The sequence below is a fragment of the Amycolatopsis sp. WAC 01376 genome (assembly GCF_003947415.1).
Lineage (GTDB): Bacteria > Actinomycetota > Actinomycetes > Mycobacteriales > Pseudonocardiaceae > Amycolatopsis.
This window is the reverse complement of record NZ_QHKL01000002.1, coordinates 248,504-266,037: the sequence shown is the minus strand read 5'-3', so window position 1 is coordinate 266,037 and position 17,534 is coordinate 248,504. Positions and strand designations below refer to the sequence as shown.

Sequence of the window (17,534 nt, the reverse complement as noted above, 5' to 3'; positions counted from 1 at the left end):
AGGTGCGGCCACCACGCACCGCGGGAACGTTTCACATGGAGGACATCACTATGGAGATCGCAGAGCGCGCACAGGCTCTGGCTCTGAAAATCCGGAAGCACAAGGCCGACATCCAGACGGAAGAAGCCACCAAGAACGCTTTCGTGATGCCCTTCATCAGCACGGTCCTGGGGTACGACGTCTTCAACCCCGCCGAAGTCATCCCCGAATTCACGGCCGACGTCGGCACCAAAAAGGGCGAGAAGATCGACTACGCCATCGTGCACGACGGGCAAGTACAGGTACTGGTCGAAGCCAAGAAGATCAACGACCCGCTTCGCATCGAGCACGCATCCCAGCTTTTCCGGTACTTCGCTGTGACCAATGCGAGGATCGCCATCCTCACGAACGGCGAGACGTACCAGTTCTACACCGATCTGGACGCGCCGAACCGGATGGACGCGAAGCCCTTCCTGGTCTTGGACTTTTCGGATATCGACGAGACCCTCATTCCCGAACTCGCGAAGTTGAGCAAAGAGTCCTTCAACTTGGACTCGGTCATCAACGCCGCCGAGGAACTCAAGTACATCGGCCAGATCAAACGGATCCTCGCGGCCCAGTTCAAGACGCCCGAGGACGAGTGGGTGAAGTTTCTCGCCGGCCGTGTCTACGAAGGGTCCTTCACTCAACGGGTTCGCGACCAGTTCGCTCCGCTTGTCGACAAGGCGGCACGCCAGTTCCTCAACGAGCAGGTCAACGACCGGCTGAAGAGCGCGCTGGGCGGACCGGACTCCTTCGTCAGCATTTCCGCCGGTGCGCCCGAGCTTTCCGGACAAGATGTTCCTGCCGAGAACTCCCCCGCTGGGCACGCGGAAGCAAGGCCACATGACAGCAACGGGGATGTGGTCACGACCGAAGAAGAACTCGAGGGATACCGGATCGTCCGGGCCATCGTCTGCGGAGAGGTCCCTGCCGCGAGGATCGTCGCGCGTGACACGAAGACCTATTTCGGTGTGCTGCTTGACGACAACAACCGCAAGCCCATCGCTCGTCTGTGGTTCAACCGCTCAAAGAAGTACCTCGGTGTCTTCGATGAGAACAAGGTGGAGACACGTATCCCCATCGCGACAGTCGAAGAGATCTACCAGCACGCCGACCAGCTCCGGAAGACCGTGGCTCGATACCACTCTTCTGTCGGCTCCGACGGCAAAGTGGTCGAAGACGCGGAGTCGAACGTCGTGGATCCGTCACTCAGTCCGCGATGAGCACCTGGCCCGCCCCGTCGAACCGGTAGCCGACCCCGCGCACCGTCGTGATCGGCGTCAGCACGGGTTCGAGTTTCCCGCGGATCTTGCGGACGTGGACGTCCACGGTCCGCCCGTTGCCGCCGGACAGCCCCCACACTTGCGCCATCAGCGTGAGGCGGTCGAAGACGCGGTCCGGGTTCCGGCTCAGGAACAGCAGGAGGTCGAATTCCAGTCTGGTGAACTCCAGCACCTCGCCATGCAGCAGCACTCGCCGCGAATCGGGTTCGATGCGCAACGGCGGCGCGGATTCGCCGGTTCGTCGCCGTCGTCCGGCGAGTTCGATGACCTGGCCGGAATCCGCCGGGACGGTGCGTGCCGTCAGGGTCACGCCGACAGTGTCCTCAAAGGACTCAAGCAGGCGCGCGGCGATCGCGGCGGCGTGTTCGGAGTCGGTGTTCACCCGTAACGCCAGCGTCAGTTCGACGGTAGGCTCCTGGCTCAGCGCGAGCGGCTGCGTCATCTCACACCACCCGGACCGGATGCCGGACGACGGCGTCGAACAGGTAGCCCTCGGTGTTGAACGGGGTCACTTCCGGCTGGGTGACGCCGGTGATGTCCGTGGCCCGCGCCCGGAGGGTATGGGCACCGGAAACCGCGGGGCGCCAAGGGAATTCCCAGCGTTGCCAGCCCCGATCCGCCGCCGCGCCCACGAATTTCGCCTGCCGCCAGCCGTCGCCGGTGTCGACTTCCACCCGGCGGATCCGGCCGTTGCCCGACCATGACCGGCCGCGCAGCACCTGCCTGCCGCCTGCCGTGAACTCGGCGTTCCAGGGCAGTTCGAACGCGCTCTTGACCACCTGCCGGGTGACGGCCGTGCCGTCGGCCGGATAGTCCGGCCCGAGCAGCCGGTAGTACTGCGTGCTCCACGGCGACACCAGTGGCGTTTCCGAGACTTCGATACGCCCCAGCCATTTGATGGACGAGATCCCGGCCCAGGACGGCACGACGAGCCGCACCGGATGGCCGTGGTCCGGCGGGAGCGGACGCCCGTTCATCTCGTACGCCAGCAAAACGTCCTGCAACGCTTTCTCGACCGGCAGCGGTCGGCGCACCTTCCCCAGATCGACCCCGCCGGTGACGTAGCCGGCGTCCAGCCCTTCCGGCAGGACGTCCACCGCGTGCCGCGTCAATCCCGCTTTGGCCAGCACGGTGGAAAGCCGGACACCGCGCCAGCGGGCGACCCCGATCGCGCCGAGCTTCCACGCCGTGCCGGACACCGCCTGCCCTTGCTGACCGGTGAAGAAACTCCGCCCGTTGCCCGCGCATTCGATCGCGGAAGTGATCGTCTCAGAAGGTAATCGGAGCAGGTCACGGTAGGTGAATTCGACGGGCCTGTCCGCCGTCGGCGCGCCTCGCAACCCGGTTCCGAACAGCTTCAGCCGCCAGGTGCCCGCGTCGATCGATGGGGTGGCGGTGTGGTTTCGCACGAAGAACCGCTCGACCGGTGTCAGATAGCCCTGCCCGCTCAACGCCTCCCAGCGCGTCTCCGCGTTGGTGCCGTAGACCTCGAAGATCTCCGGCGGCAAGGGCTTCACGATCGGCGAGGCCGCCGACGCCGTTCCCGGCACCGTGCCGAACGCCGTCAGCGCGAGTGACCCACCGGCCGCCAGCCGAAGCAGCCCACGCCGCGATATCCCGTCACCCCGCGCCTCCCCCGCACGCCACTGGGCGAGCCGAACGCGGTCGTAGGTGGCTTCGTCGGTCAAGCCGGTTCCGGTCATGCGGGTCATTGTCGGCAACGACCGTCCGTGCCGACCAGCACGTCCACAGTGCGGACCCGGTTGCGGTCTTCGCAGGCCAAGAGCGCGTTTCCGTCCAGTTCGCGAACCTCGACGAGCCGGGGCCCGAGCACCGCGACGGCCGCGGCGTACCCGGGGCCCGCCGCGAGATCCTTGATCGCGACCTGGCCCCGCAGCCCGTCCCGTCCCTCCGCCGCCAGCAGCCTCACCCCTTCTCCCGGCGGGGAAAGGGTGAGGCTGGACAAGGGCGTTCGCAACCCTTCCCCCGTCGCCTTCACGATGGCTTCCTTCCTGGTCCAGGACGTGTAGAAAGCCGCGAACTCGTCGACACCGGGGGTGGCGGGCCGGGCCGATTCCGCGGGGGACAGCACGTACGCGGCCATCCCCCGGACGTCGACGTCGGCGCGGATCTCTTCGACGTCGACGCCGACAGCGCCGGCACTGGACACCGCGACCGCGATCCGCCTGCCCGAATGCGACACCGAGACCTCGATGTCCCCGTCGAGGACGGCAGGCTTGCCGTGCGGGAGGGCGCAGTCCGGACAGGACCGGGTGATCCGGACCCGTTCCGGCGCCACGCCGGTGTAGCCGCCCGCCGTCAGGCGAAGCAGCGCACAGCCCACGGTGAACCGGTCCCGGTCCGCCTGCCCCGCGATACCGGCGCGGCGCGCCCGTTCGACCGGGTCCAGCAGGGCCAGGTGCCGATCGGACGCCTGCGCGGTACTCGCCCACCACACGTGGCAGGTGCCCGGTGGCAGCGCGCCGGGCAGCGGCGCTGCCACCGGGGAGACGGCACCGGCCGGGGAGGTCGCGGTCACGACGCCGGCGCGCCTTCTTTCTCGGCGACCGCGCCGAGCCTGGACTCGACGAACTTGGCCACATGGTTGACCGTCCGGAAGTTGGCGATGTCGAGGTCGGCGGGGACCACGGCGACGCCGAAGGTCCGCTCGACCCACATCACCAGCTGGACGGCGAACATCGAGCTGACGCTGCTGGTGGCGAAGATGTCGTGATCGTCGGTGAGTTCGGTGTCACGGACGTTCTGCGCGATGAAAGCGCGGATGATCGAAATACGGTCCTCAGTCATTCGGCACCTGCCATAGTCCCGGCGTTGACCGGCTCGTAGGGGTAGAAACCATGGCCGCTCTTGCGACCCAGCCGACCGGCCGCGACCAGTTTGCGGAGCAGTGGAGCCGGCCGGAACTTGGGATCGTTGAAATTGTCGAGCAGCACTTCGAGGGAATAGAGAACGGTGTCCAGCCCGATGAGGTCCGCGGTCTCCAGCGGTCCCATCTGATGCCCGAGGCACTGCCGGAAAAGCCGGTCGATGTCACCCGCCGAGGCGATGTTGTCCTGGAGCAGGAGAATCGCCTCGTTGACCGACAGCATCGCGACACGGTTGGTCACGAAGCCCGAGGAATCCTCGACCACGACGCAATCCTTGCCGATGCGGCGGAAGACCTCACGGGTGAGGTCGATGGTCTCGGGCGAGGTGTGGAAACCGCGGATGACCTCGACCAGCGGTTTGAGCGGTACGGGGTTCATCAGATGGGTTCCGATGACCCGGTCGGGGCGTTCGGTCACCGACGCCACCTTGGTGATGGGGATGGCCGAGGTGTTCACCCCGAAAACGCACCGCGGCGAGCAGATCCGGTCGATCTCGCGGTACAGGGCCTGCTTCACCTCCCAGTTCTCGGTGACGTTCTCCACCACGAAATCGACATCGGCGAGTTCGTCCGCCTCGGTGGTGAAAGTGATGCGCGAGAGCACTTCCGCGGGCGTACTTCCCGCGAGCGCGCGATTGAGCATCCCGTAAAGCCTGGCGTTGTTGGCGATCTCGTCGCGTGCGCGGTCGAGGGCGGCACGGGAAATGTCCACCAGCACCACGGGCAATCCGCCCGCGGCGAACGCGTGCGCGCCGCCGATGCCCATCGTGCCGGCGCCGAGCACGCCGACGCGCCTGACCGTAGTGGTGTCCGTCATCGATCTCCCCTGGTCGCTCGAAGAAGCCTTCCGGCCCGCTGCCGCAGCGGTTCCGGCCAGTCGGCCATGTCCCATCCGTATTGGCACAGCACCGCGTAGGTCAGGCGCTCCAGCCCGAAGCCGACGCAGGCCGAATACACCACCTCGCCGTCCGGGCCCTTGATGCCGAAGGCTTCGCCGAAATGTTGTTCATGGAGGTTGAACGAGCCGACCGCGATGCTCTGCCCCTGCGGACCGACATCCAGATGCAACTCGTGCTTGAGTTCGAGCAGCCGTTGCGAAGACGCTCGTGCCGCTCCTTCGACACTGGCGAAGAACGGGTCGTTGGCGACCTCGCACCGCCCGGCGAGCCCGAGTTCGGCGACCAGTTCGATCGCCCGGTCACGGAACCGGTCCCTGGCGCTCCGGACGAACTCGGCCGAGCCGAGGAAGACCGTCTCCCTGATGGTGAAGTCCGCCAGCCGTTCCAGCGTCCGGTGGTAACGGGCCTCGTGCCGGAACGATCCACCCTTCGCCGTCACCACCATGTTCTCCCTGTCCAATGTGGACCCGGAGAACTGGTCGAAGGTGTGGTAGCACATCGTCGGCGGCAGGCACCGGTCCACCGGACCGCATTTCCCGAGGATGTGTTCACCGATCTGGGCGCGCTCGCCGACTTCCTTCGCGAAGGCGCGATAGGTGTCGACGTCGCCGTCCAGGCGGGCGGCGAACATCATGTGCTGCGGGAACGACGACAGGTAGCCACTGCGATGCAGCGCGGTGACCGGGAGCAGCGTGGGATACCGGTACTCGCGCGCGTCGAATTCGTCGTCGATGATGTGGCGCAGCAATCCGTCCAGCGTGTTCAGCGCGGTGATCGCCGGTTCGCCGAGCGCCACCTGACCCGGGCCGATCTCGTGCACCACGCCATCGGCCAGCATTCCCTCGAAGACGTCGGACAGCGGCACCCGGGTGGAGTCGGAACGCCACACCACCTTCGGCGGTGTCGGCAGCTGGGTCCGCACGTCGTTCTCGACGACGAACTCCAGCTTCCTGGAGAGCTCAGCGGCGTCCGCGGGGTCGTCGGTCGTCACCACCACGGCGACCACCTCGTTGCCGGAGAAGACCAGCTGGAAGTCGACGATGTCCTCCGACACGAAATAGACGCGGCGGCGCAACTCGTCGAGATGAGCGTCGATCAGCGGTTTTTCCAGATCGAGCCGATAGTCGTGCATTCGTCCTCCTCAGACCGACGTGGGAACACCGAGCAGGCCGGCGATGATGGACCGTTGGATTTCCGAGGTACCGCCGTAGATCGTGCCCGCCAGCACATCCCGCAGTTCCCGCTCGATGCCCAGTTCTTCGGTGTAGCCACGGGCACCGTGGATCTGCATCGCGTCCAGCGCGCTGACGCTCAGGCTTTCGCTGACATACAGCTTCAACATCGACGCCTCGTGCAGGGCGAGCCTGCCCCGCGAGCGCAGCCAGCCGACCTTGTAGAGCAACAGCCGTGCCAGCTCCAGCCGGACCCGCATGTCGGCGATCTTGTGCGACACCGCCTGGAAGGCACCGATAGCCCTGCCGAACTGCTGGCGGGTACTCGCGTATTCGACACAGCGGTCGAGCAGTCGCGCCAGCACACCGACCCCGCCGGCGAACATGAACCCGCGTTCCCACTCCATGGTGGAGGTGAACAGCTGATATCCGGCACCTTCGGCGCCGAGCCGCTGATTCTCTCCCAGCACGCAGCCGTCGAAGACGATCTCGCCCATCGGCGTACCCCGCAACCCGGCCTTGGGGATCAGTTTCGCAGAGAGGCCGGGAGTGTCCCGCTCCACCACGAAGGCCGAGATCGACCGTTGCGGTGCTTCCGTTTCACTCGTCCTCGCGAACACGATGAACAGATCGGCGCGCGGACCGTTGCTGATGAATTTCTTGGTGCCGGTCAGGACATAGCCGTCCCCGGACCGGACGGCCTTGGTGGTCAGGGAAAGCATGTCCGACCCGGTCTCCGGTTCGGACAACGCGTGCGCCCCGACCATCGAGCCGTCGCACAGGGACGGCAGCCACCGACGCCGCTGCTCTTCCGTCCCGTGATCGGCGATGTAGACCGCGCAGGCGAACACGTGGTTGTTGATCGCGAACACCAGGCCGTTGTCGGCACATCCGTAGCCGAGACCTTCGTAGGCCATGATCGCGGTGAGCGGATCGTAGCCGGAACCGCCGTACTCGCTCGCGATCGGCCAGCCGAGCACGCCGAAGTCCGCGCACAGCTTCCAGCCGTCCTCGTCGAACGTGCCTTCCCGGTCGTGTTCCGCCGCCCGCGTACCGATGTCGGTCTTGGCGAACCGGATCACCCGGTCACGAAGTTCTTGTTGTTCCGCGGTAGGCGCGAAGTCCATCCTGTTCCCCTCCCCGGTGAATACCGGCCATCCCCAGTCGGTACAAACTTCCTCCCAGCTGAATCCCTTGCGTTGCCATCACTTCGCCAGTGAAGCCTTGTCGTGTGCGGCCTGTGCCGCGTGCTCGGTCGCGCTCGCCCGCAGTTCGTCGCCGAAATCGACGACCTGGGTGCCCGCGCGCGCGTATCGCCGCTTCACCGTGCCGCCGGTGCGACGGAGTACGGTCAGGCTGTTCTGCGCGAGTTTGTGCGGTTCGAGCAGGTTCACGATCTCCATCTCGCCGGGCCGCGAGCGCTGGATTCCCGCCAGATAGCGCAGAATCGCGTCGCCCTCGGGATAGGTCATCAGGTAGTGCAGGAGCACCAGACCGCCGTCCGGGTTGATCAGGTCCCAGAAGTTGTCCACGAAGTACAGGCACTCCCACGCGTCGACCCACGCCAGGTCGATCGGCACGAGCTCCGCGGGCAGGAGGTCCGCGCACGCACGCAGGTCGGCGTTCACGACCGTCACCCGGTCTTCGAGCTCCAGCTCCCGCAGTACCGTCCGCACCCTGCCCGCGGACGATTCCTCGATGGACAGATCATCCACCGCGACGAGGGTGGGCCGATACGGCTCGAGGTAGTAGCCGGGGCGTGCCAGCGGAGGCTCTTCGTTGAGCCAGGTTTCGTCCAGCTCGCCTTCTCCGTCGAGGTGGCGCCGGGACTTGACGGCCAGCGCCTCCGACTCGGCGCGGACCAGCTCCTCGACTTCAGCGAGCGCGCCGGCCAGGAACGGCGTGGTGTAGCCCATTCCCACTTCGAGAACCCGGCGCGGGCGGACCAGGTGAACGAGCGACTTCAGCAGCGGCCCGACGGATTCCGTGCCCATTCCGGGCACCCGCAGCCGCTCGACCGCGGCACGGAACTCGACACTGTCAGTCCTTTGTGGACTCATTGCTGTTTCCCTTTCGGACGGGGTCGGCCGGGTTCGGTGAACTCGCTGTGCAGGAACAGCAACGGCGGGCGGCCGGTCAGCACGTCGAACGCGCGCACCGCGCCGATCAGGACGGCGTGATCACCCACGGGATGGATCCGATCCAGCACACAGTCGAAGTAGCCGACCCCTTCGGGCAGGATCGGGCATCCGGTGTACGGTGCCGCGCACCACGGTATGTCCACAAAGGAGCTCGCACCGGCCGGGCGTTTCGGGTCGGCGAAGGCGCGGGCGACGCCCTCTTGGCCGGCGCTGAGCATGGTCACCGCGAACACCGCCGAGGAGCTGATGTGCCGGTAGGTCCGCGAATCGTGGTTCACCGAGACCAGGACCATCAAGGGGTCGACCGAAACCGAGGTGAAGGCGTTCACGGTCATCCCGTGCGGCTGCCCGTCCACCACGGTGCTCAGGACCGTGACACCGGTCGGGAATCGGCTCGCCGTGCGGCGGAATCGTTCCCCGGTCCGGTCCAGGCCGGGAGACGGCGGGTTCACGAACCCGACGGTGCGGTCGACAGCTCCCGCACCTGGTCGAGGTGTTCGAAACCGGCGAGCACGGTGTCAGTGGGTACCCCGAAGTCGATCAGACAGGCGACTTCGTCGACCCCGGCGTCACGGAATCGCTCCACCATCTTCTGTGCTTTGCCGACCGTGCCGAGGAGCGCGCCGTCGTCGTAGTACCGGTCGAACGAGCGCCCCACCAGGAAGTCCACGTCCTCCTTGTGCAGCTTGGCCGGATCGATCTTGCGCGCGCCGTTGAGCTGGGAACCCATCAGCAGACCGAGCGAGCTGCGCAAGTAGTCGTGCAGCGGCTCACGGACCTGTTCGCGCACTTCGTCCTCGTCGTCGCCGAGGCAGGTGTGCACCATCAGCGCGACCCTCCCCGGCCATCCGTCGGCGTCTTCGCGTTCGGCGACCGCGCGGCGGTATTCGGCGATCTTCTCGGCGAGTTCGTCGAGGTCCTGACCGAGCAGGTGGGTCAGCAGGCCCGCGCCTGCTCGCCCGGCGGCACGGAAGGTCTCGGCGTTGCCCGCGCTGGTGACCCAGACCGGCAGCTCCGGCTGGACCGGCGGCGGGAAGACGCGCACCTGCTGCTCGGTGCCGACACCGTCGATTACGGACATGGCCTCGCCACGCCACAGCCTGCGCACCTGGTCCACGTACTCCACCAGGATCTGCTTGCGGTTCCGGTAGTTCTCCGGGCGCAGCGCGAAATCCACGGCGTGCCAGCCGGACGCGAAGGAAAGACCGACACGTCCGCCGGAGAGATTGTCGACCACCGACCACTCTTCGGCGATCCGCACCGGATGGTGCAGCGGCGCGACCACACTGCCGGCGCGGATTTGCACCCGCTCGGTGATCGCGGCCACCGCCGCGCCGGTCACCGCCGGGTTGGGGTAGAGACCGCCGAAGGAATGGAAATGCCGCTCCGGCGTCCATACGGCCGTGAAGCCGTTGGCGTCCGCGAACCGCGCCCCGTCCAGCAGAAGCTGATAGCGGTTGTGGTCACGTTCGCTGCTGTCGTTGGCGAAGTAGAACAGGCTGAAGTCCATTGTCACGCCCCTGTCACGGATTCGGTCGTGGATGCGGACGGCTGTCGAGTGCGCAGTGCCCACCTGGTCGCCGACGGCGCGGACACGCCCGCGACGATCATCGCCACCCCGAAGATCAGCCAGCCGAGCTGGCCGACGCCGACGATCAATCCGGTCACCAGCACGGGGGTGACCATCGTGCCGAACTGCGTCGACATGCCGAAGAACCCTTGGTACTGGCCCTGCGCGTGTTCGGGTGCGAGCCCGAAGGACAGCGACCACGAACCCGCGCTCCACAGCATCTCGCCGAAGACGTGCGCCAGCGCGCCGGCGACGAGGATGAGCACCGCCAGCCACGTCGGTTGCCCGGCCGCGAGCGCGAACAGCGCGCAGCAGGCCGCCAGCAGGAAACCCGACCGGCGCAGGGCTTTGGCCCCGCCGGGGGGCAGGTCGCTTCCTTTGCTGGTCCGCACCTGGAGAAGTACGACGGTGACCGTGTTGAGCAACAGCAACGCCGAGTACAGCCAGGCGGGCGCCTTCGTCTGCTGGATGATCCACAGCGGCAGCGCGACGGTGAGGATGACCGTGTTCATGGTGAGCACGGCATTGAGCAAGGAAATCGTCGCGTACGGCTTGTCGCGCAACACGACGAGCCGCGCGCCCTCGGACTGCGCTGGTACCGGGGGCACGGTCGGCAGCCTGAAATACGCCAAACCCGCCGAGATGACCAGCAGGCCGCCGCCGGTCAACACCGAGATGTAGGCCGTGCGGGTGTCGAAATGGAGCCCGATGCCGCCGGCCACCGCGCCGAGGGAGACCCCGAGATTGCTGATGGAACGCAGATAGGACCAGGCACGCACCCGTTCTTCCGGCCGCGTGATCCCGGCGATGAGCGCGCCCCGCGCCGCGTCCGTCGCGGATTCCGCGATCAGCACCAGACTGGTCGCCACCAGCAGGGTGACGAACCCGCCGACGAAGGCGTAGCAGCACATCAGCGCGCCTTGCAGGCACATGAACACGATCGTGGTGTTACGCGGGCCGAGGAGGTCGGCCGCCTGACCGGCGGGCACGCTCGCCGCCATCCCGAGGACCCCGCCGATCGTGAGCGCGAGCCCCACCTCACCGGCCGGGATCCCCGCGGTGCGGGTGAAGAACAGGATGCTCACCGCCATGAACACACCGTTGCCCACGGTCTTCGCCAGGTTGCTCAGGCACAGCACGCGGACCGGGCCCGGCGGGGGGATCAGCTCTCGGAGGTAGGACATCAGCGAGCGATTCCTTTCTCTGCACGGTTTCGGATGTCCATCGCTACGCCTTGACCGCGCGGCCGCCGGGCAGCAGGTCGCGCAGCCCGTTCCGGTCGATCTTGCCGTTGGCGTTGAGGGGCAAGGAATCGAAATGCTCGAAACGCCGCGGAACCATGTGGATGGGCACCTGGTCGCACAGCCAGTGCAGGAAACGCAACGGCGCCTGCGGCACGCCCGTATAGCATCCGACGAGTTCGGTTTCTTCCTCGTTCTTGATCGCGAGCACGACCGCGTCCCGGATGTCGGTATGCCGTCGCATGGCCGCCTCGATCTCGCCGAGTTCGATCCGATAGCCGCGGACCTTGACCTGGTTGTCCAACCGTCCTAAATGGACGAGATTGCCGGACTCCCACCGCACCCTGTCTCCCGTGCGGTAGTAATGCGCCTCGGTCAGCGGCCCCGTTCCGTCGTACACCGTCGTCCCGGCGTCGTCGTGGGTGAGGAACCGGCCGATGTCGTCCTGCGGGTCCAGATAGCCGTCGAAGCGCTGGGAGCCGCGGACACAAAGCTCGCCCTCCGCCGCGGGACATCCTGCCTCGTCCAGGATCACGTGGTCGAGGAAGTCGTATACGGGCCCGATCGGCACCGTGTCGTTCGTGGTGGCCGGCCACTGCTCCGGATCGTCCGGCAGCCGGAATTCGGTACAAGCGACGGTCAATTCGGTCGGGCCGTAGACGTTCTCCAGTACCGCGTCCGGCGCGACGGCCCGCCACTCCCGCGCTTGCCGGACCGTGAGCTGTTCGCCGATGAACAGGCTGTAGCGCAGCTCGCGCACCCGTCCCGCCGGGAGGTTGCCGAGGTCCGCGCTGACCGAAACCACCGACGGCACCGAGAACCAGTGCGTGATCCGGTGCTCCACCAGATAGTCCACCGGGGTCAGCAGTTCGGTGCGCCGAGGGACGATCAGCGTCGCGCCGCCACCCCAGGTGACGAAGAGATCGAAAACCGACGGGTCGAAGGTCAGGTCGAAGGCGTGCGACATCCGGCAGCCGGGCTTCACCTGATAACGCTCGATGTTGTGCGCCAGGTAAGGCGACAGATTGCGGTGCCGGATCGGCACGCCTTTGGGACGGCCGGTGGAGCCCGACGTGAACAGGACGTACGCGACGTCGTCACCGCTCGTCCGGCGCGGCCGCGGTTCGCCGGTGGGCCGGGCCGCGAGCACGTCGGCGTCGGCGGGAGTGAGCACGGTGGCGGCGAGATCGTCGTCGTCGAGCTGCGCGGAGCCCGCTTCGTCGGCCAGCACCAGGTCCACCTTCGCCAGTTCGCAGACCATGCGGTTGCGGGCCGCGGGGTACTCCGGATTGAGCGGGGTGAGGACCGAGCCGAGGTACAGGCCCGCGAGATAGCCGGCGTACGCGACCACGCTGCGGGAAGCGAGCAACGCGATCCGCTCCGGCGCACCGCCGTGCTCGGCGACGATCCGGCAGGCGAGCGCCAGCGCGCATTCGTGAAGCCGCGCGTAGGTCAGGCTGACATCCCGCACTTCGACCGCGGTCTCGTCCGGCCACCTGGCCACCGACGCGGTGAACCAGTCGTACAGCGTTTCCGGTGTGCCGTTCAGACTTCCCACAACGTCACCGCCCAGGCGGCCACCGGACTGTTGTTCAGCACCAGCACGAGATCGCCCTCGGCCAGCTCGCCGGTGGCGAGCAACCGGTCGAGGTTGAGCACGACGTCCATCGCGCCGAGGTGCCCGTACTCGGTCAGCTGCGCCAGGCACACGTCGTGGATCGGCAGTTCGAGCAGGGAGGTGTAGAAGCCGAACGCGCTCGCCGCGACGTTCTGCATCAGGGTGGTGGCGACGGCGTCCTTGCCGATCCCGGCTTCGGCGAGGACACGGTCGACGAGGCGGCTGAGCCGGAATTGGCTGTGCGTCGCCAGTTCGAAGCTGTACCTGGCCGGGTCCAGGCATTCCTCGCGCCATTCGTACCAGGGCGTCTGCTTGTAGTCCACGCGGAACAGGTCGTTGAAGGAGCCGTCGGTCTCCTGCCGATGCCCTCGCAGCACAGGACGGCCGCCCCGGACCATCGTCATCGCGTACGCCCCGTCGCCGACCACCGTGACGGGGAACCGGATCCGGTCCGCTCCGGTCGGACGGCTGGTGTGCGTGATCAGCACGCTCTCGCGGCCGGGATCGGCCACGAGCAGGTCACGCGCCAGCGCCCAGGCGGCACTGGAACCGGTGCAGCCCAGCCCGTCCACGCTGAAGGCGAACGCCGAGTCCAGTTTGTTCTCCGCCTGCACGCGGCACACGTCCGAGCCGAGCAGCACGTCCGGTGACCGCGGCCCGACCATCAGCAGGATGTCGGGGTCGACCGGATGCTCGGCCAGCAGTTCCCGGCAGGCCTGCCCGGCGAGGGCCGCCTGCGAGGTCTCGGTGAACACCCCGACGGTCCGCACACCGCATTTCTCGACGAACGCGAGCTCTTCATGGCCGAGCTGGGCGTATTCCGGCAGATCCGTGACCGCCATCCGGTCTTCGGGCAGCAGGCAGTGCATCGCGCCGATGCCGATCGCGCCGGAACCGTTGTCCGTGGTCATGAGCGCGTTCCCCTTGTCCTCACGAGATTCGCCACCAGGTCGCCCGCCGCCGCCTTGTTCTCGGCCAGGTACTCCAGCCCGCCGCGCAGCAGCTCTCCGGTCGGTTCGGAACTCAAGCCAGAGCGGCTCAGCCAGTCCTGCCAGCCCTTGGCTTCCATGTCGTCCTCGCCGAGGTTCTCCTCGCCCTCGAGTTCGTAGAGGGTCATGTTCGACAGCACCTCGTCACCCGTCGCCAGTGCCTTTTCGGCCACCCGACGCTTCCATTCCTCCGGCTCGACGGCCTCGGTCGGCAGGCCCGCTTCGGCCAGCAGCTCGAACATCTGCCGCGGGTTGATCAATTTCTCGTGGACCAGGTGATACGCGCGGCCGACCGAACCCGGGACGAACGAGAGTTCCGCGATGGCCTTGGCCACCACGTCGACGGGTGCCACCGGCCAGGCACGCTCGTCGAGCGGATGCGCGCCCACCGCGAGACCGCTGGCCAGCAGATGCCAGACCAGGTCCTTGTCGTTGCAGGCCCCCGTCGTCCGGGAGGAGACGATGACGCCCGGCCGGAACACCCGGACCCGCATACCGTCGCGCTCGGCCCGTTCCAGCAGCCGTTCGCCGACCCATTTGCTGACGCCGTACCCACCCTGCTCGGGATCCAGCGGTTGTTCCCTGGTCTCCAGGATCTTCCCGCCGGTGCCCATCGCGATCCCGGTCGCCGCGACGGTGGAGACGAAGGAGAAGTCCCGGATTCCGTTGCCCCGCATCCACGACAGCAGGTCGACCATCGGCAGCAGGTTGCTCTCGCGCAGGACCCGGTACGGCTCGGTGAAGACCACCCGGGCCGCGCAGTGCAGCACCCGGCCCACCTGCGTGGCGAGTTCGCCGTCCCGGTACTCGCGGCAGACCTTGGCGATGTCGTGGAGGTCGCCGGGCACCACGTGTACGCGGTCCGAGTCCGTTTCGGGCAGCCCCAACGCCTTCACCGCGTTGCTCAGCCGCTCCCGGCCCTCGGCCTCGTCCGCGGCCCGCACCAGGCAGTAGATCCTGCCCTCGGTCGAGGCCAGCAACTCGTGCAGCAGGAACGCGCCGAGGAAGCCGGTCGCGCCGGTCAGCAGCACATCGGTACCCGGCGCTTCCGTTTCGGACACATCGGCCAACGGCAGTTGCAGGTCGGCGTCCATCAGCTCGCCGTCTCCGTCCGCGACCTGATAGACGGCTTCGTCGCCTTGCGCGCCGAGTTTGCCCCGGACGATCCGGGCGATCCTGCGCACCGTGGTCCGGCTGCCACCCGAGCGGTGCACGTTGATGAGGACCTGGTGGCGCTGCTGGACCTTCAGTGCCATCTGCACGTACAGCAAGGAGGTCCCGCCGAGCAGGCCGAACTCGTCGTCCACGCCGATCGTGGAGACGCCGAACAGCTCACGCCACAGTTCGAGCAACTCCGCCTCGATGGATCCGGGCTCCTCCGTACCGACGTTGTCCACAGTGGACTCGGTCGTCGCGGCGGGGCGGGACCAGCTCGAAGGCGCGGCGATCGGCGGCATCCTGTCGAGAGCCCAATACCTGCGCCGGGAGAACGGATACGTCGGCAGCGTCACCCGGCGGCCTCGGCCACCGGAGATCGTCTCCCATGCCACGTCGACGCCGTGCAGCCAGGCCGCCGTGAGCGCCTCCTCGACCCGGTCCGCGAGCACGCCGGGATCGGTATCCGGTTCGAGCGGTAGGACGTGGCGGGCCGGTCCCGCTTCGCCGGTGCCGACGAGCAGCACGAACTCGTCCGCCGACGGTCGCGTGGGGACCTCCCGCACCACCTCGGGCTTGCCGGGCAACGCGGCGAGCAGCGCGCGCGGCACGTCCAGCCCTTCCGGCGCGACGACGATCGCCCGCCGCGCGGCGGTGGTGCGCACTGTGCGGGCGGCGGGCGGACGGGGCAGGCGCAGCACCGACGCCAGCGCGCCGGGGGCGGCGGTCACCACCCGGCGCTCGGTGAACGACCGCCGTCCGACCCTCAGCGTATGCGCCACGTCCGCGACGGCCTGCCCACCGGCGTCCAGCTCATCGGCGAGCCGTCCGGACAACGCGTCCAGTTCGGCGCGAGTGCGCCCGGACAGCACCAGCCGGACGACTTCGGTCTCCGGTGCCGGGGGCCGCACGGGTGCGGGCGGCGGGGCGAGCACCGCGACGGCGTTCGTGCCGCCGACGCCCATCGAGTTGACCAGCACGTGCCGGTCCCGGTCGAGGTTCGAACTCGCGCTCGCCGGCACGAAGAACGGGCTTTCGGCGAGGATGCCGGGATCCCGCGGCCGGTCGAACATCGGCTGCGGGGGAAGGTTTCCGGTGCGCACGATGTGCACCGCCTTCAGGAAACCGGCGATACCGGCGGTGGCACCGGTGTGCCCGATGTTCGCCTTCACCGAGCCGAGTCCGCAGAATCCGCTGTCGGAGGTGGTGGCCCGCAGGCCGTCGGTGAGCCCCAGCAGCTCGATGTGATCGCCGAGTGCGGTGCCCGACCCGTGCGCCTCGACGTACCTCAGCAGCCGTGCCGGCACGCCGGCCACCCGCAACGCGGCCGCGACCACGTCGGCGACCCCGGACGGGGTCGGCGCGGTGAAACCGGGCCGGTTCGAGCCCTCGTTCCCGATGGCGCTGCCGCGGACCACCGCCAGTACGGGGTCGCCGTCGGCGAGCGCGTCGGAAAGCCTGCGCAGGGCCACCACGCCGATCCCCGAGCTGAACGCGGTTCCGGTCGAAGTCGCGTCGAACGAGCGGCAGTAGCCGTCCTCGGAGGTCAGGCCGCCCGGCTGGTACCGGTATCCGGTGACCGGCTCGGCGATCGTCGTACCGCCGGCCAGCGCGATGTCGCACTCTCCGGAAAGCAAGCTCAAGGTCGCGTAATGCACCGCGTACAGCGAGGACGAACAAGCCGTTTGCACACCGACGGTCGGCCCGCGCAACCCCAGCTTGTAGCCGATCCTCGACGTCATCAGGTCCCCGAGGCCACCCAGCGTCAGCCCGAGGTCGTCGAACGCCTCGATCAGCCCGGACTCCATGGTCTTCGCCGCGAGCAACGCGGCCGAGTACCGGCTCGGCGCGCCTCCCGCGAAGATGCCGGTCACCGGGCCGTCCGCACGCGGCGGATGTCCCGCGGACTCCAGCGCCTCCCAGCAGCTTTCCAGGAGCAGCCGGTGCTGCGGGTCGATCGTCTCGGCCTCGGTTGGTGACACTCCGAAGAACTCGGCGGCGAAGTCCTCCGCTCCCGGCAGGGTCGCGGCCACCCGGACGAAGTCGGGCGCCTTCAGGTCCGCCTCGGACACACCGGACGCCCGGAGCCGGTCCTCGTCCTGTTCCCGCATGGAAACCACGCCGGCGTCGAGGTTCCGCCAGAAGCTTTCCGGGGTCCAGGCGTCGGGGAAACGGCAACCGGCGCCCACGACCGCGATATCGGTCTCGTTCGTCATGGGTCAGTCGCCCGATTCGGTCGGCTGGGTGCGGCGTGCCATGCCGAGCAACCGGCCGCGTTCGCGGCCGCCGAGCTTCGCGGGTCCGGTGGCCTCCTCGCTGCCGAGCAACGCGGCCTGTGCCCGCACCGTGCTGTGCTCGAAGAGGTCGGCCGCTCGGAGATCGCGTTCGGTCATCCCGTTGAGCTGCTCCCAGAGCAGCAGCAACAGCAGCGAGTTGCCACCGGCGTCGAAGAAGTTGACCTCCATCGGCACGGTTTCGACGGCGATGTCGAGCGCGTCCGCCCAAGCGCTTCGCACCTTGCCGACGATGTCGGGCTCCGCGATCACGGTCTCGTTCAC

Annotated in this window: 16 protein-coding genes; 1 reads left to right on the top strand and 15 read right to left on the bottom strand. The window is 67.8% G+C overall.

The features are described from left to right. Positions 1-50: 50 nt before the first annotated feature. The gene (locus DMH03_RS10530) at positions 51-1,244 is read left to right on the top strand and encodes a type I restriction endonuclease (RefSeq protein WP_125791834.1); all 1,194 of its coding nucleotides are present in this window, start codon (positions 51-53) and stop codon (positions 1,242-1,244) included. Here DMH03_RS10530 and DMH03_RS10525 read toward each other — a convergent pair. From DMH03_RS10525 to DMH03_RS10455, 15 genes are all read right to left on the bottom strand, one after another. Beyond that, positions 1,231-1,746, bottom strand: coding sequence for a winged helix-turn-helix domain-containing protein (locus DMH03_RS10525; RefSeq protein WP_125791833.1), 516 nt, complete (start codon positions 1,744-1,746; stop codon positions 1,231-1,233). The two genes, DMH03_RS10530 and DMH03_RS10525, sit on opposite strands and share 14 nt — an antisense overlap. A gap of 1 nt (position 1,747) precedes the next feature. After that, complete coding sequence (locus DMH03_RS10520) at positions 1,748-3,007, bottom strand: sulfite oxidase (RefSeq protein WP_125791832.1); 1,260 nt, start codon at positions 3,005-3,007, stop codon at positions 1,748-1,750. A 5-nt stretch (positions 3,008-3,012) separates the two neighbouring features. After that, entirely contained in the window at positions 3,013-3,843 is an 831-nt protein-coding gene (locus DMH03_RS10515) for a 4'-phosphopantetheinyl transferase superfamily protein (protein WP_199748818.1), read from the bottom strand. Beyond that, complete coding sequence (locus DMH03_RS10510; RefSeq protein WP_125791831.1) at positions 3,840-4,112, bottom strand: acyl carrier protein; 273 nt, start codon at positions 4,110-4,112, stop codon at positions 3,840-3,842. The genes DMH03_RS10515 and DMH03_RS10510 overlap by 4 nt, the downstream gene beginning before the upstream one ends. Then, positions 4,109-5,008: a 3-hydroxyacyl-CoA dehydrogenase family protein gene (locus DMH03_RS10505; RefSeq protein ID WP_125791830.1), complete on the bottom strand. Its 900-nt coding sequence runs from the start codon at positions 5,006-5,008 to the stop codon at positions 4,109-4,111. Before DMH03_RS10505 ends, DMH03_RS10510 begins: the two co-directional genes overlap by 4 nt. Next, positions 5,005-6,222 (bottom strand): hypothetical protein, encoded by a 1,218-nt coding sequence (locus DMH03_RS10500; RefSeq protein WP_125791829.1) that lies wholly within the window; start codon positions 6,220-6,222, stop codon positions 5,005-5,007. The genes DMH03_RS10505 and DMH03_RS10500 overlap by 4 nt, the downstream gene beginning before the upstream one ends. A gap of 9 nt (positions 6,223-6,231) precedes the next feature. After that, positions 6,232-7,389 carry an acyl-CoA dehydrogenase family protein gene (locus DMH03_RS10495; protein WP_125791828.1) on the bottom strand — a complete coding sequence of 386 codons (1,158 nt, stop codon included), beginning with the start codon at positions 7,387-7,389 and terminating at the stop codon, positions 6,232-6,234. A 78-nt stretch (positions 7,390-7,467) separates the two neighbouring features. After that, positions 7,468-8,322: a class I SAM-dependent methyltransferase gene (locus tag DMH03_RS10490; protein WP_125791827.1), complete on the bottom strand. Its 855-nt coding sequence runs from the start codon at positions 8,320-8,322 to the stop codon at positions 7,468-7,470. Next, complete coding sequence (locus DMH03_RS10485; RefSeq protein WP_125791826.1) at positions 8,319-8,855, bottom strand: flavin reductase family protein; 537 nt, start codon at positions 8,853-8,855, stop codon at positions 8,319-8,321. Before DMH03_RS10485 ends, DMH03_RS10490 begins: the two co-directional genes overlap by 4 nt. After that, complete coding sequence (locus DMH03_RS10480; RefSeq protein ID WP_125791825.1) at positions 8,852-9,913, bottom strand: LLM class flavin-dependent oxidoreductase; 1,062 nt, start codon at positions 9,911-9,913, stop codon at positions 8,852-8,854. The genes DMH03_RS10485 and DMH03_RS10480 overlap by 4 nt, the downstream gene beginning before the upstream one ends. Before the next feature lie 2 nt (positions 9,914-9,915). Continuing rightward, complete coding sequence (locus DMH03_RS10475) at positions 9,916-11,157, bottom strand: MFS transporter (protein ID WP_125791824.1); 1,242 nt, start codon at positions 11,155-11,157, stop codon at positions 9,916-9,918. A gap of 43 nt (positions 11,158-11,200) precedes the next feature. Continuing rightward, complete coding sequence (locus DMH03_RS10470) at positions 11,201-12,772, bottom strand: amino acid adenylation domain-containing protein (RefSeq protein ID WP_125791823.1); 1,572 nt, start codon at positions 12,770-12,772, stop codon at positions 11,201-11,203. Further along, positions 12,760-13,743 carry a 3-oxoacyl-[acyl-carrier-protein] synthase III C-terminal domain-containing protein gene (locus DMH03_RS10465; protein WP_125791822.1) on the bottom strand — a complete coding sequence of 328 codons (984 nt, stop codon included), beginning with the start codon at positions 13,741-13,743 and terminating at the stop codon, positions 12,760-12,762. The genes DMH03_RS10470 and DMH03_RS10465 overlap by 13 nt, the downstream gene beginning before the upstream one ends. Next, entirely contained in the window at positions 13,740-17,192 is a 3,453-nt protein-coding gene (locus DMH03_RS42965; protein ID WP_125791821.1) for a thioester reductase domain-containing protein, read from the bottom strand. The genes DMH03_RS10465 and DMH03_RS42965 overlap by 4 nt, the downstream gene beginning before the upstream one ends. 3 nt (positions 17,193-17,195) lie before the next feature. Continuing rightward, positions 17,196-17,534, bottom strand: coding sequence for an acyl carrier protein (locus DMH03_RS10455; RefSeq protein ID WP_233611410.1), 339 nt, complete (start codon positions 17,532-17,534; stop codon positions 17,196-17,198).